The sequence below is a fragment of the Streptomyces sp. V3I8 genome, assembly GCF_030817535.1.
In the GTDB taxonomy this organism is placed as follows: Bacteria; Actinomycetota; Actinomycetes; order Streptomycetales; family Streptomycetaceae; genus Streptomyces.
This window is the reverse complement of the sequence record NZ_JAUSZL010000002.1, coordinates 990114-1012928: the sequence shown is the minus strand read 5'-3', so window position 1 is coordinate 1012928 and position 22815 is coordinate 990114. Positions and strand designations below refer to the sequence as shown.

General features: G+C 73.8%; 10 protein-coding genes. 7 read left to right on the top strand and 3 right to left on the bottom strand.

What is annotated here, in order from left to right:
• Window positions 1-37: 37 nt before the first annotated feature.
• Window positions 38-460 (bottom strand): thioredoxin, encoded by a 423-nt coding sequence (gene trxA, locus QFZ75_RS04730; RefSeq protein WP_307534078.1) that lies wholly within the window; start codon window positions 458-460, stop codon window positions 38-40.
• Window positions 461-534: 74 nt separating this feature from the next.
• Here trxA and QFZ75_RS04725 point away from each other — a divergent pair, with 74 nt between their 5' ends.
• On the top strand, window positions 535-1971 hold the full coding sequence (locus QFZ75_RS04725) for an NAD(P)/FAD-dependent oxidoreductase (RefSeq protein WP_307534076.1): 1437 nt from the start codon (window positions 535-537) through the stop codon (window positions 1969-1971).
• A 47-nt stretch (window positions 1972-2018) separates the two neighbouring features.
• Here QFZ75_RS04725 and QFZ75_RS04720 read toward each other — a convergent pair whose 3' ends face one another.
• Window positions 2019-2660, bottom strand: a complete 642-nt coding sequence (locus QFZ75_RS04720; protein WP_307534074.1) for a peptide deformylase — start codon at window positions 2658-2660, stop codon at window positions 2019-2021.
• A gap of 213 nt (window positions 2661-2873) precedes the next feature.
• Here QFZ75_RS04720 and QFZ75_RS04715 point away from each other — a divergent pair, with 213 nt between their 5' ends.
• Window positions 2874-4403 (top strand): PepSY domain-containing protein, encoded by a 1530-nt coding sequence (locus QFZ75_RS04715; RefSeq protein ID WP_307534072.1) that lies wholly within the window; start codon window positions 2874-2876, stop codon window positions 4401-4403.
• A 165-nt stretch (window positions 4404-4568) separates the two neighbouring features.
• On the opposite strand, the gene QFZ75_RS04710 is transcribed toward QFZ75_RS04715, so the two are convergent.
• On the bottom strand, window positions 4569-4916 hold the full coding sequence (locus tag QFZ75_RS04710) for a tetratricopeptide repeat protein (protein WP_307534071.1): 348 nt from the start codon (window positions 4914-4916) through the stop codon (window positions 4569-4571).
• Between the two features lie 114 nt (window positions 4917-5030).
• Between QFZ75_RS04710 and QFZ75_RS04705 the strand changes: the two genes are divergently transcribed.
• The 5 genes from QFZ75_RS04705 to QFZ75_RS04685 all read left to right on the top strand — a co-directional run bounded on the left by QFZ75_RS04705 (window position 5031) and on the right by QFZ75_RS04685 (window position 22755).
• Window positions 5031-5996, top strand: coding sequence for a pirin family protein (locus QFZ75_RS04705; protein ID WP_307534069.1), 966 nt, complete (start codon window positions 5031-5033; stop codon window positions 5994-5996).
• 616 nt (window positions 5997-6612) lie between these two features.
• Window positions 6613-12900, top strand: a complete 6288-nt coding sequence (locus QFZ75_RS04700) for a non-ribosomal peptide synthetase (protein ID WP_307534068.1) — start codon at window positions 6613-6615, stop codon at window positions 12898-12900.
• A gap of 58 nt (window positions 12901-12958) precedes the next feature.
• Window positions 12959-20242: a non-ribosomal peptide synthetase gene (locus QFZ75_RS04695; protein WP_307534066.1), complete on the top strand. Its 7284-nt coding sequence runs from the start codon at window positions 12959-12961 to the stop codon at window positions 20240-20242.
• Window positions 20239-21468 (top strand): cytochrome P450, encoded by a 1230-nt coding sequence (locus tag QFZ75_RS04690; RefSeq protein WP_307534064.1) that lies wholly within the window; start codon window positions 20239-20241, stop codon window positions 21466-21468. Before QFZ75_RS04695 ends, QFZ75_RS04690 begins: the two co-directional genes overlap by 4 nt.
• 39 nt (window positions 21469-21507) lie before the next feature.
• Complete coding sequence (locus tag QFZ75_RS04685) at window positions 21508-22755, top strand: MFS transporter (protein WP_307534062.1); 1248 nt, start codon at window positions 21508-21510, stop codon at window positions 22753-22755.
• Window positions 22756-22815 lie beyond the last annotated feature (60 nt).

The following is a 22815-nucleotide window of genomic DNA, read 5'->3' as shown; positions in this document are numbered from 1 at the left end:
CCCCGCGCCCCTTTGGGGGCGCTCGTGTGCGGCGCCGTTACCGCTGCTTGGCCTGCTCCTCCGCGACCGACTTGCGGACCTCGTCCATGTCCAGCTTCCGGGCCTGGCCGATGACGTCCTCCAGGGCGGCCTCGGGCAGCGCGCCCGGCTGGGCGAAGATCGCCACCTGGTCGCGGATGATCATCAGCGTCGGGATCGACTGGATGTCGAAGGCCGCCGCCAGTTCCGGCTGCGCCTCCGTGTCCACCTTGGCGAAGACCAGGTCGGAATTGGCCTGCGCCGCCTTCTCGTAGACCGGGGCGAACTGCCGGCACGGACCGCACCAGGACGCCCAGAAGTCGATCAGGACGAATTCGTTGTCCGTGACCGTCCGGTCGAAGTTCTCCTTGGTCAGCTCCACGGTGCTGCTCATGGCGTTCATTCCCTCTTCCCGGGATCGGTGCGTGGCCGTCGTGGACAACGGTGCCGATCGGCGGCCTATTCCGCGCACGTACCCGTGTGGCCATGACCCACACCAACGATCAGACTGGCCCCATGACGGAAACGAAAACCAATGAGTACGACGTCGTGGTGCTGGGGGCCGGACCGGTGGGGGAGAACGTCGCCGACCGCGCCCGCGCGGCCGGCCTCTCCGCCGCGATCGTGGAGAGCGAACTGGTCGGCGGCGAGTGCTCGTACTGGGCCTGCATGCCCAGCAAGGCCCTGCTGCGCCCGGTGATCGCCCGCGCGGACGCCCGCAAGGTGCCCGGCCTGCGCCAGGCCGTGCAGGGCCCCCTCGACGCGGCCGCGGTGCTCGCCCACCGCGACTACTACACCTCGAACTGGAAGGACGACGGCCAGGTCCGGTGGCTGGAGGGCGTCGGCGTCGACCTCTACCGGGGGCACGGCAGGCTCGACGGGCCCCGCCGGGTCACGGTCGAGAGCCCCGACGGGGAGCGGCACGTCCTGACGGCCCGGCACGCGGTGGCCGTCAGCACCGGGTCGCGCGCCGTACTGCCCGGCCTGCCGGGCATCGCCGACGTGAAGCCCTGGACCAGCCGCGAGGCGACCAGCGCACAGGCCGTCCCGGGCCGCCTCGTGGTCGTCGGCGGCGGGGTCGTCGGCGTGGAGATGGCCACCGCCTGGCAGGCCCTCGGCTCGCAGGTCACGGTTCTCGTCCGCGGCGAGGGCCTGCTGCCCCGCATGGAGCCCTTCGCCGGCGAACTGGTCGCCGAGGCGCTCACCGAGGCGGGCGCCGACGTGCGTACCGGTGTCTCGGTCGAGTCGCTGGCCCGGGAAGGCGCGACGGTCGTGGTCACCACCTCCACCGGAGACCGCATCGAGGCCGACGAGATCCTCTTCGCCACCGGACGCGCCCCGCGCACCGACGACGTGGGCCTCGAGACGGTCGGCCTCACCCCCGGTTCCTGGCTGGAGGTCGACGACAGCTGCCGGGTCACGGGCACCGACTGGCTGTACGGGGTCGGCGACGTCAACCACCGGGCCCTGCTCACCCACCAGGGCAAGTACCAGGCCCGGATCGCGGGCGCCGCCATCGCCGCCCGGGCGGCCGGTGTCCCGCTGCTGGAGACCGACCCGTGGGGAGCGCACTCCGCCACCGCCGACCACGCCGCCGTGCCGCAGGTCGTCTTCACCGACCCGGAGGCCGCCTCCGCGGGTCTCTCCCTCGCCGAGGCCGAGCAGGCGGGCCACCGGGTCAGGGCGGTCGACGTGGACCTCGCCACGGTCGCCGGCGCCGGCCTCTACGCCGACGGCTACCGCGGCCGGGCCCGGATGGTCGTCGACCTGGACACCGAGACCCTGCGCGGCGTCACGTTCGTCGGCCCCGGAGTCGGCGAGCTGATCCACTCCGCCACGATCGCGGTCGCCGGCGAGGTCCCGGTGAACCGGCTGTGGCACGCGGTCCCGTCCTACCCGACGGTCAGCGAGGTGTGGCTGAGGCTGCTGGAGGCGTACCGCGACGGCAAGTGACCCTTTCCGGGAAGCCCCAGAGGCTTGAGTGACCCCGTCCAAAAGCCCTAGAGGCTGAAGCCCAGTCCCTCCGCCGCCCGCGCCGGAGTGGGCTGGGCCCACCGCTCGGCCATCGCCTCGTTGGACGACAGCGAGCGCAGTTCCGCGCGGTCCAGGTAGAGCGTGCCGTCGAGGTGGTCCGTCTCGTGCTGGACGATCCGCGCCGGCCAGCCCGTGAACACCTCGTCCACCGGGTTCCCGTGCTCGTCCCGCGCCCGCAGCCGTACCTCGGCGGGCCGTGCCACCACCGCCTGCCAGCCCGGCACGCTCAGGCAGCCCTCGAAGAAAGCGGCACGCTGCGGGCCCACGGGCTCGTACACCGGATCGATCAGGACCCGGAAGGGCAGCGGCACCCGGCCGCGCACCTCACGGATCTCGTCCGGGACCGGCGCCGGATCCTCGATCACCGCGAGCCGCAGCGGGACGCCGACCTGGGGTGCGGCCAGGCCGACGCCCGGCGCCGCGCGCATCGTGTCGCGCAGGGCCGCCACGAAGCGGGCCAGCAGCGCCGCGTCCAGCTGGCCGTCGAACGGTTCGGCCGGCCGCCGCAGCACCGGGTCGCCGGCGGCGACGATCGGCAACGGGCCGGTACGGGAGAGGAGTTCCTCCACCCGGTCGCGCAGGGGCGGGGAATCACTGGAGGGTGCCATCGGGCCAGCATGCCAAGACGGTGCCGGACGGCGCGAGGCGGCTCCCTCGGCGTGCGACTGCCTTTCGCGCGGCACCGGCCGGCCACTCCCCGACGGCGCTGTGACCCACACCACACAGATCTCCGGGAACTCGAAGGCCCCGCCCGCCGACCACTTCACCGCAACGGCCGAGTACGGCCCCGTCGTCCCCTGCCCGACCGGAGAAGCCAGCCGATGTCCCTCGCATCCACGACCGAGACGGACGGGTCCCCGCAACCCGTCACCCCCGCCCCCGCTCCCGCTCCCGGACGCGGCGGCTGGGCACCGCTGCGCCCGCTGGTCCTGCGGCTGCACTTCTACGCCGGAGTGCTCGTCGCCCCGTTCCTGCTGGTCGCCGCCACCACCGGCTTCCTGTACGCGGCGTCGTTCCAGGCCGAGAAGATCCTCTATTCGCACGAGACGACCGTTCCCGCCGGCGACGAGAAGCTGCCGATCTCGGAGCAGGTCGCCGCCGCCCGCAAGGCCCACCCGGAGGGAACGGTCTCCGCCGTCCGTCCCTCGCCCCAGGACGACGAGACCACCAGGGTGATGCTGTCCGGCGTGGACGGCATCGCCGGGACCCACACCCTCGCCGTGTTCGTCGACCCGTACACCGCCGAGGTGCGCGGGGCGCTCGAACAGTACGGATCGACCGGCGCCCTGCCGCTGCGCACCTGGATCGACGAGTTCCACGCGAACCTGAAACTCGGTGACGACGGCCGCCTCTACAGCGAGCTGGCCGCCAGCTGGCTGTGGGTGATCGCGGGCGGCGGTCTGGTCCTCTGGTTCGGCCGCCGTCGTACGCAGCGCAGGGTACGCGGCACCAGCGGCCGCCGGCGCACCCTGGGCCTGCACGGCTCGGTCGGCGTCTGGGCCGCGGCCGGCTTCTTCTTCCTCTCCGCGACCGGCCTGACCTGGTCGACGTACGCCGGAGCCAACATCGACGAGCTGCGCACCTCGCTGCGCCAGGCGACCCCGGCGGTGTCGGCCGCCGCGGGCGGCGAGCACTCCGGCCACGGCTCCGGCTCCGGCTCCGCCGAGGGCGGCGTCGGACACGGCGTCGGCCTCGACAAGGTACTGGCGTCCGCGCGCGCGAAGGGCCTGGGCGACCCGGTGGAGATCGTGCCGCCCGCCGACGACTCGTCGGCCTACGTCGTCGCCCAGGTCCAGCGCAGCTGGCCCACCAAGCAGGACTCGGTCGCGGTCGACCCGGCCACCGGCGAGGTGACCGACACGGTGCGCTTCGCCGACTACCCGGTGCTGGCGAAGCTCACCCGCTGGGGCATCGACGCGCACACCGGCGTCCTCTTCGGCCTCGCCAACCAGCTCGTGCTGATGGCTCTCGCCCTCGGGCTGATCCTGCTCATCCTGTGGGGCTACCGCATGTGGTGGCAGCGGGGCCGCGCCTCGGCCTTCGGCCGTCCGATCCCGCGCGGCGCCTGGCAGCAGGTGCCCGCGCACGTCCTCGTCCCGCTGATGGCGGGCATCGCCGTCCTCGGGTACTTCGTGCCGCTCCTCGGCATCTCCCTGGCGGCCTTCGTCGCGGTGGACGTGGTCCTGGGCGAGATCGCCTACCGGCGCGGCAGGCGGACCTACGGGCCGGCCAAGCCGGCGGGGCCCACCGAGTCGGCCGGGCCCACCGAGTCGGCCGGGCCCACCGAGCCCGCCGGGCCCACCGAGCCCGCCGGGCCGGTAGGCGATTCCGCCGGGGAATCCGTGAAGTAGCACGCCGGAAGCCCGGCGGCGCGCAGGCCGCCGGGACACGGTCCCGGACCACCCCGCCCCTTCACCGCTGAACCCGGCACCGGGCGGGGTGGTGCCCGACGAGTACCGCGCTCGGCCTGCCGGCGGTCCGTGTCCCGACCGCCGGCACCGGCCCCCGCGGGTGTCCTACAGCGAGGCGAAGTCCCCCGCGAGGGCGGCGGCCAGGCGCAGGTGCGGCTCGGCCTCCTCGGCCCGGCCCTGCCGCTGGAGCGTGCGGCCGAGCATCAGGCGGGCGTAGTGCTCCACGGGGTCGCGCTCGACGAGTATGCGCAACTGCGCCTCCGCGCGGCCCAGTTGGGCCGAGTGGTAGTACGCGCGGGCCAGCAGCAGGCGGGGCCCCGTCTCCTGCGGCACCTCCTCGACCAGCGTGTCGAGGACGCGCGCCGAAGCGGCGTAGTCCTTGGCGTCGAAGAACATCCGGGCGCGCTCCCAGCGCTCCGCGGCCGTCCCGTGGTCGTAGTACGTCGTGTTCACGTCTGACCTCCTTCGGCAGGCAGAACCGGCCTTGGTTGTTGAATATTCCACAATTGGAGGCTGTGGGGACGGAGGGTATGACGGGCGCTGCCGGACGGGGCTAGGTTGTCCCGTATGAGCAATCTTGATCGCGAGGCCGTTCCCTCGCTGTGCGGCGGCCGGGGCTTCGTGGTGGCGGAACCGGTGCGTGAACTCCTCAGTCCCCGCCGGGTCAAGCTCGGCGAGTCCAGCGAGGTCCGGCGACTGCTGCCCAACCTCGGCCGGCGCATGGTGGGCGCCTGGTGCTTCGTCGATCACTACGGCCCCGACGACATCGCCGAAGAGCCCGGCATGCAGGTCCCGCCGCACCCGCACATCGGTCTGCAGACCGTCAGCTGGCTGCACGAGGGAGAGGTGCTGCACCGCGACTCCACGGGCAGCCTGCAGACGATCCGCCCCCGTGAGCTGGGGCTCATGACCTCCGGCCGGGCCATCAGCCACTCGGAGGAGAGCCCGAAGTCGTACGCCCGCTTCCTGCACGGCGCGCAGCTGTGGGTCGCCCTGCCCGACAGCGACCGGCACACCGAGCCGCGGTTCGAGCACCACAGCGGGCTGCCCGTCGTGACCGCTCCCGGCGTGCGGGCCACCGTCGTGCTGGGCGGTGTCGACGGGGCGGTCTCGCCCGGCACGACGTTCACGCCGATCGTCGGGGCCGACCTGGCGCTCGACCGCGGCGCCGACGTACGGCTGCCGCTGGAGCCGGACTTCGAGTACGCCGTACTGTCCATGTCCGGCGAGGCCCACGTGGACGGGGTGCCGCTGCTGCCCGGTTCGATGCTCTACCTGGGCTGCGGACGGGCCGAGCTGCCCCTTCGGGCCGAGTCCGACGCGGGGCTCATGCTGCTCGGCGGCGAGCCGTTCGACGAGGAACTGGTGATGTGGTGGAACTTCATCGGGCGGTCCGGTCAGGACATCGAACAGGCCCGTTCGGACTGGATGAACAGCTCGCGCTTCGGTGAGGTGAAGGGCTACGACGGGGACCGGCTCTCTGCGCCTGCCCTGCCGCCCGGGCCGCTGAAACCGCGGGGACGGGTGCGCTGACCAGTACGGATGCTGCGGTTGCTGTCATCAGGGTCACGGCCCTGGGGTGGTCCGGAGCGCGGCGGATACGGATGGTCGTGGGGCGAGCAACCATGCTCGCCCCACGGGCTTGGGGGGGCGTGCGGCGCTCCGCAGGTTCGGCAATCTGTAACCGGGTCTGGCAAACCGAATGCTGACCCAATGCTGAGCTGACCCAATGCTGACTCTGCTGACGTGTCATCAGATGGCGTGAGCACCCGGTCCCTCGAACGTGCTCAGGACTGCCTGGGCCCCTTCCGGCAGGCGTCGTGCGGTCACCGCCGACGGCGCGTGCGATGCGCGTGCGTCGAAGCACGGCCGGCGCAGGGCGCCGCCTGAGGGACCCGGCACCAGGTGCCCGAACGTTCGGACCCTCCGGTGACGTGACGGCAACCCCTGCCCACGCCCGAGAGCGCAGCCCCCGGAGACCGGCGCCGAGTCGGTCGCTTCTGCTGCCCACGTCGTGGCCGACCCGGTGAGGGGCCGCGCTGTACGGCCGACACGGCAGCCCGGTCTGCTCGCGCAACTGCGTCTTCTTCCCTATGGGCGTCCTCCGACCGGCGGCAGTCTGCTGGAAAACACGGCTTGGAGGCTCACAGTGACAGCAGGCCCGGCCCCCGAAGGGGCTCCGTACGACGTCGACACCCGCACGGCATCCTTCGCGCAGCGCCGGCTGTGGTTCCTGGACCAACTGGCCGGATCCTCCACCGGATCGATGCTCCCGCTGGTCCTGCGGCTGCGGGGCACTCTCGATGCGGACCGGCTCGAGCAGGCCCTGGCCGGGATCGTGACCCGGCACGAGGTGCTGCGTACCCGGTTCACGGCTGTCGACGGGGAACCGGTACCGGTGGTGGACGCTCCCGCCGGCTTCCGCCTGGAGCGCACCGAGGTGGCCGGCCCGGACGACCTGTTCGCCCGGTACCTCGGCCGCCCCGTCGACCTGTCCGTCCAGCACCCGGTCCGCGCCACGCTCGCCCGCGTGGCGTCCGACGAGCACCTGCTGCTGGTGGAGGTGCACCACATCGCCGTGGACGGCTGGTCATGGGGCGTGCTGCTGGGCGAACTGGCCGCCGGATACCGCGGCGAGCCGGTCGCCGCGCCCGCGGTGCGGTACGCCGACCTCGCCCGGGCCCAGAGCGAACGCCTGCGTGGCGAACGGCTGGAACGCCTGCTCGGCCACTGGCGTGAGCGGCTCACCGGCCTCACGCCGCTCGACCTGCCCACCGACCGGCCGCGGCCGCGCGTGTGGGACGGCTCCGGTGACGTCGTGCGCTTCGACCTGCCCGCCGATCTGGTCGCCGCCGTCGACACCCTGGCCAGGTCCCGGCGCGCCACCCGCTACATGCTCCTGCTCACCGCCTACCAGGCGCTCCTCGGTCACTGGTCGGGCCGACCCGACGTCGCCGTGTGCAGCACGCTCGCCGACCGGGCCCAGCGCGGTGCCGCGGCCCTGATCGGCCCGCTGGTCAACACGGTCGTCCTGCGCGCGGACCTGGCCGGCCGGCCCGGCTTCGCCGAACTGCTGGACCGGGTGCGGGACCGGACGCTGGCGGACCTCTCGCACGCCGAGGCGCCCTTCGATCTCGTGGTCAGCGCGCTCGGCGGCGCTCGCGACCTGTCCCGGCACCCACTGGCCCAGGCGTCGTTCACCCTCCTCAACTCCCCGATCCGCCCGGTGGTGATGCCCGGTCTGGAGGTGACGCTGGTCGAGCCGCCGCTGACCGGGACGCCGCTCGACGTCTTCCTCGACCTCACCCTGCGCACGGACGGCAGTATCGCCGCCGTCCTCCAGTACGCCACCGCTCTGTTCGACCCCGCCACCATGCACGCGTTCGCCCGTGCCTATGTCGCGCTGCTGCGCGCCGTCCTGGCGGACCCCGTCACCCCCGTGCAGGACCTGGCCCGCGCTCTGCCCACCGGCCCCGGCGCGCCCGCCCGCCCCCGCCCCGAGTGGCACCACGCTCCCGACCGGCCGGCCGGACCGGTGCCGCCGGTCGCCTTCGTCGGCGACCCGGGCGCCACCGCGCTGCGCTGCGGAGGCGACAGCGTCACCTACGCAGAACTGGACGCCATGACCGGCTCACTCGCCGCCGCGCTGCGAGCCGCCGGGGCCGGCTCCGGAAACCCGGTGGGAGTCCTGCTGCGCCGAGGTCTGTGGTCCGTCGCCGCCATCGAGGGAATCTGGCGGGCGGGCGGCGCTTACGTACCCATGGACCCCGAACTCCCGGCCGAACGCCTGAAGTTCATGGCGGAGGAGGCCGGCATCGGGTATGTGGTCACCGACCCGGCGACGGCGGGCACAGCCACCGCGCTCGCGCCGGTCACGGTCGACGTCACCACTCTCACCCCGGTCACGGACGGTCCCCGGCACCGGCCGCACCCGCGTGAACTGGCCCATGTCATCTTCACGTCGGGGTCCACCGGCCGGCCCAAGGCCGTCGGTGTCGAGCACGCCGCGCTCGCCTCGCACGTGGCCGCCACCCGCGAGCGGCTGGGCATCGACGCAGCCGACCGGGTGCTCGCCTTCGCCTCGTTCTCCTTCGACGCCTCGCTGGACCAGGTGCTGCCCGCCCTCACCTCCGGCGCCACTGTCGTGATGCGCCCCGACGAGCCCTGGCTGCCCACCCAGGTGCCGGAGATCGTCCAGCGGCACGCCCTGACCGTCGTCAACGTGCCCCCCACCTACTGGTCGGAACTGACGCTCTCCCTCGACCGGCGACTGGCCTCGGCCCTCGGCTCCCTGCGGCTGCTCGTCCTCGGCGGCGAGGCCGTCCCGCCCGACACCCTCGCCGCCTGGCGGGCCGCCGTTCCCTGGGTGCGCGTGTGCAACGCCTACGGGCCCACCGAGACGACGGTCACCGCCACCACCTACGACGCCGACGACCCGCCCGCCGCCACCGTGCCCATCGGCCGTCCCCTCGGCGGCCGGCGGGTGTACGTGGTCGACGCCGACGACGAGCCGGTGCCCGTCGGTGTCCTCGGCGAACTCCTCATCGGCGGCACGGAAGTGGCCCGCGGCTACCTGGGACGCCAGGCCCAGACCGCCGAACGCTTCGTACCCGACCCCTATGGACCGCCCGGCGGGCGTCTCTACCGCACCGGTGACCTCGTCCGCTGGACGCCGGGCGGAGAGCTGGAGTTCCTCGGCCGCCGCGACGACCAGGTCAAGATCCGCGGCTTCCGGATCGAACTCGGCGAAGTGGAGACCGTACTGCGGGCCTGCCCGCTGGTCGCCGCGGCCGCCGCCCGCCCCGACCGCGGCACCGGGCGCAGCCTCACCGGATACGTCGTCCCGGCCCCGGACGCGCCCCGCCCGCCGGACCGGGCGGACCTGCGCGCATGGTGCGCACGCTATCTGCCCCCCTACGCGGTTCCCTCCGAGTTCGTCGTCCTGGACGCCCTCCCGGTCGGTGTCTCCGGCAAACTCGACCGCTCCGCCCTGCCCGACCCAGGCCGTCCGGCTGCCGACTCCGCCTCGGCCGCGCCCCGCGACGAGACGGAGCGGATCGTCGCCGAGGTGTGGGCCGACGTGCTCGGGCTCGACCGGATCGGCATCGACGACAGCTTCTTCGACCTGGGCGGCCACTCCCTGCTGGCCACCATGGCGGTCTCCCGCATCGCCCAGCGCCTGGGCCGTGAGATCGAACTGCGCACCGTGTTCGAGAACCCCACCGTGCGGGCCTTCGCCCCGTGCGTGACCGCCGCCCGCGCGTCCGGCGCGAGCGGGGTGGTGCCGGTCGACCGTGGCCGGCCGCTGCCGCTGTCCTTCGCCCAGGAACGGCTGTGGTTCCTGGACCGCACCTCCGACCGCGGGGACTCCTACCTGCTGTGGTACTGCTGGCGGGCGCGCGGCGGCCTGGACCGCACCGCATGGCAGCAGGCCCTGGACGACCTGGTGGAACGGCACGAGGTGCTCCGCACCGCACTCGTCGAGTCCGACGGTCGCCCCGCGCAACGCATCTGCGAACCGGCGGGCGTCCCGCTCACCTGGGAGCGGGCACCCGAGGCCCAGGACGAGCGGACCCGCCTGGACTCGGTACGTCGCCGGGCCGTGGACCTCGCCACACGCCGCTTCGACCTCACCCGGCCGCCCCTGCTGCGGGCCGGTGTGTGGGAGCTGGCCGACGACGACCACGTCGTGCTCCTCGCCCTGCACCACGCCGTCACCGACGGCTGGTCCAAGGGCGTGCTGCTGGACGAACTCGCGCAGCACTACGAGGCCCGGCGCTCGGGCGGGCGGGCCCAGCTGCCACCGCTTGCCGTGCAGTACGGCGACTTCGCCGTCTGGCAGCGCGACCGCGCCGACAACGGCGCCCTGGAACCCCAGCTCGCCTACTGGGAGCGCACCCTGGAGGACGCACCCGCGCTGGAGTTGCCCACGGACCGGCCCCGGCCGTCCGTGTTCACCGGCCGGGGCGGCGCCGTGGAGGTCGACCTGCCCGCCGGTCTCGTCGACCGCGTGGACGCCTGCGCCCTCGAGCGCGGCGCGACCCGGTTCATGGTGCTGCTGGCCGCCGCCCAGGCGGTCCTGGCCCGCTGGTCGGGGCAGACCGACGTGTCCGTGGGCACGCCCGTCGCCGGACGCGGAAGGCTCGAACTGGAGCCCCTCGTCGGCTTCTTCGTCAACACCGTCGTGCTGCGCACGGACCTGTCCGGGCGGCCGACCTTCAGCGGGCTCGTGGACCGGGTACGGGACGTCGTCCTCGGCGCCTTCGACCGGCAGGAGGTGCCGTTCGAGCGGGTGGTGGAGCGGCTGCGCCCCGAACGCGACCTGTCCCGCAACCCCTTGTTCCAGGTCATGGTGGACGTCCAGGACGCCTCCACGGGCGTATCGGGCACTCCGTGGCCGGCCGCCGCCGACTTCCCGCTGCCCTGGGGTTCGGCCAAGTTCGACCTGACCGCCACCTTCGTCGTCCGGCCGGACCGGTTCGCCCTCAACGTCGAGTACGCCGCCGACCTGTTCGACCCGTCCACCGCCACCCGGTTCGCCCGGCACGTCGGGCGCCTGCTGGAGGCTCTTGTCACCGACCCGACGGCCCGCGTCGATGAGGCACCGCTGCTCTCGGCGGGGGAGCGGGAGGACCTGGTGGCGAGTGCCGGGCGGGACGCGGTGCCCGCGCCGGGGTTCCGGGTGCGGGGCCGGACGGACGCCCCGGCCGTCGTCTGCGAGGGCACGACCCTCGACTACGGCCGGCTGGACGCGCTGACCGGCGGGCTGGCCGGCGCCCTGGTCGACGCGGGCGTGATCCCGGGCGACGCCGTGGGAGTCTGCGTCGGCCGCGGGGTGTGGCCGGTCGCAGCGATGCTCGCCGTCTGGCGGGCCGGCGGCGTGTACGTCCCGCTCGACCCCCGGATCCCCGGGGAACGGCTCCGCCACATGCTCCGCGAGGCCGGAGTACGGCACGTGGTGTCCGACGCGCGCACCCGGGAGAAGGTCACCCCGCTCGGGGTCGTGGCGATCGACGTCGACCAGGTCGTGCCGGCCGCCGACGGTCCCCGGCACACCCCGCACCCCGACGACCTCGCCTACGTCATCTTCACCTCCGGCTCCACCGGCCGTCCCAAGGCCGTCGGAGTCGGACACCACGCCCTGGACGCCCATGTGGCCGCCGCCCGCGAGGCGTTCGCGCTGACCGCGGACGACCGGGTGCTCACCTTCGCCTCCACCTCGTTCGACGCGTCACTGGAGCAGATCCTGCCCGCGCTGAGCACCGGAGCGACGGTCGTCGTGCGCCCGGACGAGATCTGGGCGCCGGAGGAACTGGCCGCCCGGGTCGCCGCCGAGCGGGTGACCGTCATGGAACTCACCCCGTCCTACTGGGCGGAACTGGTCGCCCGCCTGGACGTGCTGGCGCCCCGGCTGGCGTCGCTGCGGCTGCTGGTGACGGGAGGGGAGGCACTGCCCGCCGACCCGTTGGAGCGGTGGTTCACGTACCTCCCCGCAGTGCCCGTGATCAACACCTACGGACCGACCGAGGCGGTGATCTCCGCGACCGCGCACACCGTCGACGCCGTCCCGGGGGGCCGGGTGCCCATCGGCAGAGCCCTGGGCAGCCGCCGTACCTACGTCGTCGACGACCTGGGCGAACTCGTCCCGGACGGCGTTCCCGGCGAACTCCTGCTGGGAGGCCCCGAGCTGGCCCGGGGATATCTGAGTCGTCCCGCACTGACCGCCGAGCGCTTCGTGCCCGACCCGTTCGGCGGACGAGGCAGCCGGCTCTACCGCACCGGTGACGTCGTACGCCGACTGCCCTGCGGCGACCTGGAGTTCCTCGGCCGCAACGACGACCAGGTCAAGATCCGCGGATTCCGAGTCGAACCAGGGGAGGCGGAGGCGGTGCTGCGCCGGCACCGCGGAGTGCGGGGCGCGGCCGTCGTGGTGCGCACCCTGCACGGCGAGGCCGCTCTCGTCGGCTACGCCGCGGGCGCCGGACTGTCGCAGGAGTCCCTCGAGAGGCACTGCCGGGAATACCTGCCGCACTACCTGGTCCCGTCGGCGTTCGTCGTCCTGGACAGTCTGCCGCTGACCGTGCAGGGAAAGCTGGACACCGCGGCCCTGCCCGAGCCCGTGACACGCGCACCGCACGCCTTCGTGGCACCGCGCACCCCTGCCGAGACGGTCGTCGCACAGATCTGGTGCGAGGTGCTCGACCTGCCCCGGGTCGGCGTCCACGACGACTTCTTCGCACTGGGCGGCCACTCCCTGCGCGCTGTGTCGGTCGCCTCCCGTCTGCGGACCGCCTTCGACTGCCCGTTGCAGGTCCGGGACCTGTTCGAGCACCCCACCGTCGAGCGGCTCGCCGCCGAGGTGGAGCGCCGACTGCTGGAGCTGATCTCGCAGCTGAGCGACGACGAGATCGACCTGTCCCTCACGGCCGACTTCTGAGCGCGCCGCCCGCCCCTCACCCACTTCCCCTCCTCAGATCCTGGATCGGAGTGCCCTCATGACCACATCCGACGTGCGTCCCGGCCCCCTCCCCGCGGGCGGCGGCCTGTCCCCGGCCGCCCGGCGCCTGCTGGAGCAGCGACTGCGCGGCCGGAGCGCCGTACGGGACGACGGACCGGTCCGGGTCCGCCCCCGCCCGGACCGGACCCCGCTGTCCGCCGCCCAGCAGCGCCTGTACTTCCTCGACCGGCTCGACCCGGGCGCACCCACCTATCTGCTGCCGGCGGCCTGGCGGTTCACCGGGCCGCTGGACGTGCCGGCCCTGCGCGCGGCCGTGGTGGACCTCGTCGCCCGGCACGAGCAGCTGCGCGTGATCTTCCCCGAGCACGAGGGCATTCCCCACCAGCAGGTACTGCCTGCCGACGGCGCGGCCCTGGACGTGATCGAGTTGACCGGTGAGGCCCACGACGCCGACGGGGACCGTGCACGGCGCCTGTCGGCCGCCGTGCACACCGCCGCCCTGCGGCCCTTCGACCTCGCCCACGAGCCCGCCTTCCGGGCCACCCTGGTCCGCGCCGCCGACGACGACCACGTGCTGGTCCTCGCCATGCACCACATCGTCTCCGACGGCTGGTCACTGGGCCTCGTCGTGCGTGACCTGACCGAGCTGTACCGGGCCCGCCGTGAGGGACGCATCGCACAGCTGCCCGAACTGCCCCTCGACTACAGCGACTACGCGATCTGGCAGTGCCGCGGCGACCAGTCCGCCGCCCTCGACCACTGGCGCACCCGGCTGGCCGGCCTCACGCCGCTGGACCTGCCCACGGACCGTCCCCGCCCCGACGCCCCCGGCAGCCGCGGCGCCGCCCACAGTGTCACCCTGCCGTCCGCGCTGACCGACGGGCTCGCCACGCTGGGCCGCCGTGCGGGCACGACCCCCTACATGACGGTGCTGGCCGCGTTCCAGGCCGCGCTGGCCTTCCACACCGGACAGCGCGACATCGCCGTCGGCACCGTGGTCGCCAACCGGGAGAGGGCCGAGACGGAGCAGCTCGTCGGCTTCTTCGTCAACACCCTCGTGCTGCGCGGCGACCTCTCCGACGACCCGACCCCGGCCGTGCTGCTCGCCCGCACCCGGGACCGGGTCCTGGAGGCGTTCCAGCACCAGTCGCTGCCCTTCGAACAGGTCGTCGACGCGCTGAGCCCGGAACGCGACCTCGCCCGCAACCCGCTCGTCCAGGTGCTCTGCACGCACACCGACGCCACACCGTCCCGCTTCGACCTGGGGCAGGCGAGCGGGGCGCCCTACCGGATCGACCTCACCACCGCCAAGTTCGATCTCACCCTCGATCTGCGCGACGGCGACGGGAGCACCGACCTGGTGTTCGTCTACCGGCCCGACCTGTTCGAGGAGACCTCGGTCGCCGCTCTCGCCCGGCACACCGTCACGCTGCTGGAGGCGTTCTGCGCCGCCCCCGACACCCCGCTCAGCACCGTCGACCCGCTCACCCCGGCCGAACGGGCCCACCTCCTCGGCCCGGACGGTCCGGCGAACACCGGCACCGACGCCACCCAGGCGCCGCGGACGGCTCCCGACCGCCTCGCCGAGCACATCAGGCGCACGCCTCACGCGGTCGCGGTGAGCGGCTCGGGACGCTCCCTGACGTACGCCCAGCTCGACGCCCGCGCCTGCGCCCTGGCCCGGCGACTGCGCGCCGCCGGCGTCACCCGCGGCTCCCTCGTCGGCGTGTGCCTCGACCGCACCCCCGACCTGGCCGCCGCACTCCTCGCCGTCTGGCGGGCCGGCGCCGCCTACCTCCCGCTCGACCCCTCCCACCCCCGGGCGCGCCGCGAGTTCACCGTCACCGACTCCGGCATCGACTGGATCGTCACCGACACCACCACCCGTCCCGCCGTCGAAGGGCTGCCCGCCCAGGTGGTCCTGCTCGACGCCGACGACACGCACACCCCGGCCGGGAGCAACGATCTCCGGCCGGCCCCCGACGACCTCGCCTACGTCATCTACACCTCCGGCTCCACCGGCCGGCCCAAGGGCGTCGAGATCACCCACGGCAACCTGGCCTGGCTGCTGGACGCCGCCGACCGGCACTTCGACTTCGGCTCCGCCGACGTGTGGACCCTGATGCACTCGCCGGCCTTCGACTTCTCGGTGTGGGAACTGTGGGCGCCGCTCACCGGCGGCGGGCGCGTCGTCGTGCTCGGCGCGGACGAGGTGCGCGACCCGGCGGCCGTGCACCGGGTGCTGCGCGAGGAGGGCGTCACCGTCCTCAACCAGACCCCGGCCGCCTTCAAGGGCCTGCGCGCGCACCTGGCGGACACCGGCGCCGGATTCTCGGACCTCGCCCTGCGCACCGTGGTCTTCGGCGGCGACGCCTTCGACGTACGCGACTACCGCGACTGGTTCAGGGACGAAGGACACCGCCCCGCGCTGGTGAACATGTACGGCATCACCGAGACCACCGTGCACGTCACCATTCGCACGATCACCGAGGAGGACGTCACCGGCGGCGTCCGCTCGCCCATCGGGCGTCCGCTCGCGGGCCAGCACGGCTACGTCCTCGACTCCTGGGGCCGGCTCGTGCCGCCCCGCAGCGTCGGCGAGCTGTACGTCTCCGGCGGCGGTGTGGCCCGCGGCTACCTGAACCGGCCCGAGCTGACCGCCGAACGCTTCCTCGACGACCCCTTCGGGGCACCCGGCGCCCGCATGTACCGCACCGGCGACCTGGTCCGGGTGGAGCCCGACGGCCAACTCGCCTACGTCGGCCGTGCCGACCACCAGGTGAAGATCCGCGGCTACCGTATCGAGCCCGGCGAGATCGAGACCGCGCTGCGCGCCCTGCCCGGCGTCGCCGACGTCGCCGTCGTGGCCCGCCGCGACGAGGGCACGGCCCGCCTGGTCGCACACGTCGTCACGCCCGAGGGCCGCCCCCTCGACCCGCCCGCCCTGCGCGAGGGACTGCGGCTGACCCTGCCCGACCACATGGTGCCCGCGTTGTTCGTCCGCCACGAGCGGCTGCCCCTGACCGCCAACGGCAAGGTGGACCGGGCGGCGCTGACCGCGGTCCGGCCCGCCTCGAACGGACCCCGGGCGCACGTGCCGCCCGAGGGGCCCCAGGAGCAGGCCCTCGCCGGTGTGTGGAGCCAGGTCCTGGGCATCGAGCACGTCGGCCGCGGCGACAACTTCTTCGACCTGGGCGGCGATTCCATCCTGGCCCTGCGCCTGGTGGGTCTCGGCCGCCTCGCCGGGCTCGGGTTCACCGTGGCCGACGTCTTCCGCGCCCGCACCCTGGCCGACCTGGCCACGCTCGTCACCGACGCCGGCGACGCCCCCGCCCCGGTCGCTCCCTTCTCCCAGCTCGACCCGGCCGACGCCGGCCGCCTGCCCGACGGACTCGCCGACGCCTACCCGCTCACCATGCTCCAGGCGGGCATGCTGCACGAGATGCTGGCCGACCCGCGGCGCGGCGCCTACCACAACGTCACCGACCTGAAGATCACCGTCCCCGAGGGCTTCGACCCAGACGCGTTCCAGGCCGCCGTGGACGCCGTGGTGGCCGGTCACCCGATCCTGCGCACGTCCGTCGACCTCGTCTCCTACCGGGAGCCCCTCCAACTCGTCCACCGCGGCGTCCGCCTGCCCGTCGGCTACACCGACCTGCGTCACCTGCCCCGCGAGGAGCAGCGGGCGCGGCTGCGCGCCTTCGTCGGCGAGGAGTTCGAGCGCCGCTTCGACCTCGCCACCGCCCCCCTGGTGCGTATCCATCTGCACCAGGTCACCGACCACGACCTGCGACTCGTCCTCACCGACTGCCATGTCGTCCTGGACGGGTGGAGCCTGACCTCGCTCGTCGCCGACCTGCTGGCCCTGCACCGGGAGGCCGTCGCCCACCGGACCGCCCCGCAGCCGCCGGCCGCACCGCCCTTCGCCGAGTACGTCGCCCTGGAGCGGGCCGCGCTCGCCAGCGAGGAGTCCCTGGACTACTGGCGCGACCGGCTCGCCGACCTGCGGCCCGTGACCTTCCGCAGGCGCACGACCGGCGCCGACACCGGACGGCCGCCGGTGCACGAGGTCCGCCGCTCCTACGCCCACCTCGCCGAACGCATCGGCAGGCTGGCCAAGGAGGCCGGCGTGCCCCGCCGTACCGTGCTCATCACGGCCTTCCACCACACCATGAGCCTGTTCGCGCAACGCGACGGCGGCGACGGCGGCGTCCTCGGCCACAGCATCGGCCTGGTCACCAACGGGCGTCCCGAGGTGCCCGGCGCGGACCGGATGCGCGGACTGTTCCTGAACACCGTGCCGTTCGGCGTGGCCCGCCCGCGCGGCAGCTGGCTGGCCTATCTGCGGGACGTCTTCACGGCCGAGCAGGAGATGCTGCCGCACCGCAGGGTCCCGCTGGTCCACATCGCCCGCCTGCGGCCCACCGAACCGAACCTGACCGACGCCGTCTTCAACTACGTCAACTTCCACCGGCTCTCGCACGACTCCTGGGACGACTCCCTGGAGATCGCGCGGACCATGTTCCCGCTGCTCATCAACGCGAGCGTCAACGCCTTCACCCTCGACGCCGACCCGGCGTTCGTCGCACCCGCCACCGCCGAGCAGCTCGCCGACGTGTACTGCGCCCAGCTGGAGGCCATGGTCACCGGCCCGCACACCCGGGTGGCCCGGCCCTCGCTCACCGGCGCGGCCCGCGCCACCGTCCTCGACGTCTGGGGCAGGGGCCCCGAAACTCCCTCCTCACCGCTGCTGTTCCACGAGCACATCGCCGCCCACGCCGCCCGTACCCCGCACGCGGTCGCCGTGGAACACCGCGGGCAGCAGCTGACATACGCCGAACTGCACCAGCAGGCCGAGCAGTTGGCGCGGCGGCTGCGGCGGCTGGGAGTGGGGCCGGAGACCGTGGTGGGCATCTGCGCCGAGCGCGGCCCCGACCTGGTGCGCGCCGCCGTCGGTGTGCTGCGCTCCGGCGGCGCCTTTTTGCCGCTCGACCCGCAACACCCCACCGAACGACTCGCGTTCATGGCCCAGGACAGCGGCATGCGGGTGCTGCTGACCCAGCGGGCGCTCGCCGGAACGGTGCCCTTCGACGGGCCGGTGATCCACCTGGACGCCCCCGCGGGACCCGCGGAAACCCGGGAAGCCACGGCAGCCGTGCCGGGCGCGGAACCCGACGCGGACACCCTCGCCTACATCATCTACACCTCGGGCTCGACCGGCACGCCCAAGGGCGTGGCCATCCCGCACCGCGGCCTGTCCAACATGCTCGAAGGACAGCGCGACCTGGTGCGGCCCACCACCGGCGACCGGGTGCTGCAGTTCGCCTCCTTCGGCTTCGACGCCTCCGTCCTGGAACTCACCTGGGCCCTCGCCAACGGTGGCCGGCTGGTCACCGCCCCCAAGGAGGAGCTGCGCCCGGGCCCCGACCTGGCCCGCACCCTGCGCGAGGCTCACGTCACCGGCGCCATGCTGCCGCCCAGCGCACTGGCGGTGCTCGACCGGGACGACTTCCCCGAGCTGCGGGTGCTGCAGGTCGCCGGCGAGGCCTGCCCGGCCGAACTCGCCGACGCGTGGTCGCGCGGCCGGCGCTTCCACAACGTCTACGGCCTCACCGAGACCTCCGTGTGGTCGGTCGCCGCGGAACTGACTCCCGGCCAGGGCACCCCGCCCATCGGCACCCCGATCCGCAACACCCGTATCCACGTCCTGGACGACGACCTCCAGCCGGTCCCGGTCGGCGTACCGGGCGAGATCCACCTCGGCGGGCAGGCCGTCGGCCGCGGCTACCTGGGCCGGCCCGCACTGACCGCCGCCACCTACGTCCCCGACCCGTACGGCGCACCCGGCGAGCGGCTGTGCCGCACCGGAGACCTCGGCACCCACCGGCCGGACGGGTCCGTGGAGTGGCTCGGCCGCCGCGACTCGCAGGTCAAGCTGCGGGGCTTCCGCATCGAGCTCGGCGAGATCGAGCACGCCCTCAGGCGCCTGGACGAGGTCCGCCAGGCCGTCGTCCTGCACCGCACCGACCTGCCCGGCGAAGCGGCACTCGTCGCCTACCTCGTCGTCCACGGCCCCGGGCGGCCCCGGCCCGGGGAACTGCGCCGCGCCCTGCGGGCCTCGCTGCCCGCGTACATGCTGCCCACCCGGTTCGTCTTCCTGGACGAGATGCCCGTCAACCGCAGTGGCAAGATCGACAAGCGGGCGCTGCCGCTGCCGTCGGCGGAACCCGATCGCAACGACACCGAGTACGTCGCCCCGTCCACCACCGCGGAGAAGGTCATCGCCGAGATCTGGCGCGAAGTCCTCGGCCTGTCCCGCATCGGCGTCCACGACGACTTCTTCCGCGTCGGCGGCAGCTCCCTGTCCACCGTCCGGGTCTCCCTGATGGCCACCGGACGGGGCCTGCCGGTGTCGGTCGGTGACCTGATCGAGCACCCGACGATCGCCCAGCTCGCCGCGCACGCCACCCGGACGGCCGGGGACGGGCTGCCCGCCGTCGTCACCTCCGAGGTACGGCTGCGCGAGGGCACGGGGGAGCCACTGTGGTGCGTGCACCCCACCGGGGGCAGCGCCGCCTGGTTCGTACCGCTCGCCCGAGCCCTGCCGCCCGGCCGGCCCGTACACGCCTTCCAGGCACGCGGACTGCTCGGCGGGGTCGACCCCGGCACCGTGCCCGGTATCGCCGCCAACTACGTCGCCGAGATCACCGACCGGGACGGCGCCGGCCCGCACGCCCTGCTCGGCTGGTCCATGGGCGCCAACATCGCCCTGGAGATGGCCACCCAGCTGCAGGGAGCGGGGCACCCGGTCGCACCGCTCGTCCTGATCGAGCCGTACCTGCCCAACACCGCCGCGCGGGCGCGGCTGGACGGCGTCACCAAGGACCTCCGCGAAGCCCTGCGCATGCGGGACCGCCTGCGCGACCTGCCGTCCTCCCCGCAGCGCGACCGGGCCACGGCCGAACTCACCGCCACCCTGCTGGGCGCCGGCATGAGTCCCGCCGAGGCGGCCCTGGTCGAGGACGCGCCGGTCGAGGTGTGGCACTCGCTGCTGGCCGCACTGGCCGCCTACGAGGTCCGCCCCTACCCCGGCCACGTGCACCTCGTGGTCGGGAGCGAGGCCGCCGGACTGCCCCGGGGCCGCACCATGCCGGGTCTCGACGTCGACTACGACACCTATGTCGCCCGCTGGCGAGAGGTGGCCGGCGGCGGGCTCACCCTGCACGTCAGCGACGGCGACCACATGTCGATGATGGCCGAGCCGAGGGTGGCCGGCATCGCCGGACTGCTCGCCGGCATCGAGGCGGGAGAAGACCGATGACCACCGCAGCCCCCGTCTTCACCGAGCGTTACCTGCTCTCCGCCGACATGGTCGCCGACCCCTACGACCACCTCGACGCCCTGCGCGCGCACGCCCCGGTCCACTGGAGCCCGATGCACCACGCCTGGCTCGTCACCGGCCACGACCAGGTGATGCGCTGCCTGCGCGACCCCGCGGTCTCCGCCGACCGGGTACGTCCCCTGATGGACGCCGTACCGCACGGCGCCCGCGAGGACGCCGAGCGGGCCTTCGGGATCCTGTCCCGCTGGATGGTCTTCAACGACCCCCCGCAGCACCGCAGGCTGCGCCAGGTGTTCCAGGAGGCGTTCGCCGCCCGCGCGGTGGCCCGCTACCGCACCTTCACCGAGAAGGCGACCCGCGCCGTCCTCGCCCGCAAGGCCGTCACCGGACGCACCGGCGACCTCATGGCCGATGTCGCCAAGCCCCTGCCCGCGCTGGTGTTCGCCCGCTGGCTCGGCATCCCACGCACCGACGCGCCCTCCTTCTGGTACTGGAACGCCCGCGTCGCCGACCTCGTCCTCGGCACCGCCCAGGAGGAGAGCGAGTACCGGGCCTCCCTGCAAGCGCTGGTGAGTCTGGAGGACTACCTCGGGGTGCTGGTCGCGCGGCGCCGTGCCGAACCCGGCGACGACCTGATCAGCCAGGTGCTGCGCGAGGGCCGCGTGGGCGATTCCGTCAGTGCGGAGGAGTTCGTCGGGATGCTCACCCAGATGGCGTTCGCCGGCGGGGAGACCACCAGCAACCTCATCGCGAACACCGTCCTCGCCCTGCACACCCGGCCCGACCAGCTGGCCGCCGTCCGCGCGGATCCCGAACTGGCGCAGGGCGCCGTGGAGGAGACCCTTCGCCTGGACGGCCCGTCCAAGATGTCGATCCGTACCGCCGCCCGAGATCTCGACCTCGACGGCCACACCCTGCGGGCCGGCGACCGGATCTTTCTCGTCACCGCAGCCGCCAACCGGGACCCGGTCCGCTTCCCCGACCCCGGACGGTTCGACGTGCGCCGCACCGGCGCGACCCACCTCGGCTTCGGCTTCGGCGCACACTTCTGCATCGGCGCCGCGCTGGCACGGCTCGTGGCCGTGTCCGCCGTACGGACGCTGGTCACGGACCATCCCGGCCTGACCCTGGCGGACCCCGGCGGGCAGACCTGGCAGCCCTCCCTGCTCAACCGCAGCCTCACCGCCCTGCCCGTCCGCTACTGACCGGACCGCCGAGAGCGTCCGTACGACGAAAGGCACACCATGGCCACCACCCTCGCCGGCGCCGGTCCCCGGTTGTGGGCACCCGCCCGGCAGCGGCCCTTCCGACTCCTGTGGCTGGGGCAGTCGCTGTCCCTGCTCGGCGACGGTTTCAGCGTCGTCGCCTTCTCCTGGATCACCCTCGAACTGACCGGCTCCACCCTCGCCCTCGGTTACGTCCTCGCCTTCCAGGCCGTACCCCGCGCGCTGCTCACCCTGGTGGGCGGCTCCCTCGGCGACTCCTGGTCCACCCGCACCCTGATGGTTGCCTCCAGCTGGACCCGGGCGGGGCTGATGGCGGGGGTCGGACTCGCCGGTCTGCACGGGCAGTTGACGGTGTGGATGCTGTGCGCGGCGGCTGCCGCCTTCGGCGCCGTCGACGCTTTCTTCCAGCCCGCCCGCGTCTCCATCCTGCCCTCCGTGGTGGACGAGGATCTGCTCACTCCGGCCAACGCGCTGCTGGGCACGGGCGCCCGCACGGCCGCCGTCGTCGGACCGGCCGTCGGCGGTGTGGTCATCGCCGTCACCCAGGCGCCGATCGCCTTCCTCGTCGACGCCGTCTGCTTCGCGCTGTGCGGCTGGTGCGTGGCGAGCATCCGCACCCGCCCCCGGGAGGCCCCTGCGCGGGCCGGCGCGGCGAAGGAACACACGTCCCTCGGCGCCCGCATCCGCGAGGGCGTCACCTACACCTTCCGCGACCCCCGGCTGCGGACGATCGTCGCCCTCGACACCGCCGTCAACTTCTGTTACGCCGGGCCGTTCACGGTCGGTTTCGCCACCCTCGCCGACCAGGTTCTGCGGGGCGGCCCGGCCACGCTCGGCGTGCTCAACGGATCCCTCGCGGGGGGCGCGATACTCGGTACGCTCGCCGGCGGCGCGCTCGGCGGCCGGCCCCGGGTGGGCCTGCTGGTGGCCGCTCTCGCGGGCTGGCTGGGCGCCGGGATGGCCGTGCTGGGCCTGGTGCACAGCACCGCGGCCGTCGTGGCGACCGTGCTCGCCATGGGCTTCGCCATCGGCTTCCAGGGAGTGTTCGGACTCAGCTGGATCCAGCGGAACATCCCGCAGGATGTGCTCAGCCGGGTCGTCTCCGTCGACATGGTCCTCGGCTACGCGGCCGCCCCGCTGTCGCTGATCCTGTGCGGCGCGCTGGCACGGATCGACACGTTCACCCTGTTCGCGGTGGTGGCCGCCATCCTCGCCGGGACGGGACTGGCGGTGCTCGGCTCCCGTGCGGTGCGCGAGATGCGCTAGGGCCTGTCCGGCGATTCCCGTCTGCCTGGCGACGCCGTGCACGCTCCCCCGGCCTCCGGC

Excerpts from the sequence above, each read along its gene's own strand:
- QFZ75_RS04725 (WP_307534076.1), top strand. The coding sequence starts at position 535 with ATGACGGAAACGAAAACCAATGAGTACGACGTCGTGGTGCTGGGGGCC.
- QFZ75_RS04720 (WP_307534074.1), bottom strand. The coding sequence starts at position 2,660 with ATGGCACCCTCCAGTGATTCCCCGCCCCTGCGCGACCGGGTGGAGGAA.
- QFZ75_RS04715 (WP_307534072.1), top strand. The coding sequence starts at position 2,874 with ATGTCCCTCGCATCCACGACCGAGACGGACGGGTCCCCGCAACCCGTC.
- QFZ75_RS04705 (WP_307534069.1), top strand. The coding sequence starts at position 5,031 with ATGAGCAATCTTGATCGCGAGGCCGTTCCCTCGCTGTGCGGCGGCCGG.
- QFZ75_RS04695 (WP_307534066.1), top strand. The coding sequence starts at position 12,959 with ATGACCACATCCGACGTGCGTCCCGGCCCCCTCCCCGCGGGCGGCGGC.
- QFZ75_RS04690 (WP_307534064.1), top strand. The coding sequence starts at position 20,239 with ATGACCACCGCAGCCCCCGTCTTCACCGAGCGTTACCTGCTCTCCGCC.
- QFZ75_RS04685 (WP_307534062.1), top strand. The coding sequence starts at position 21,508 with ATGGCCACCACCCTCGCCGGCGCCGGTCCCCGGTTGTGGGCACCCGCC.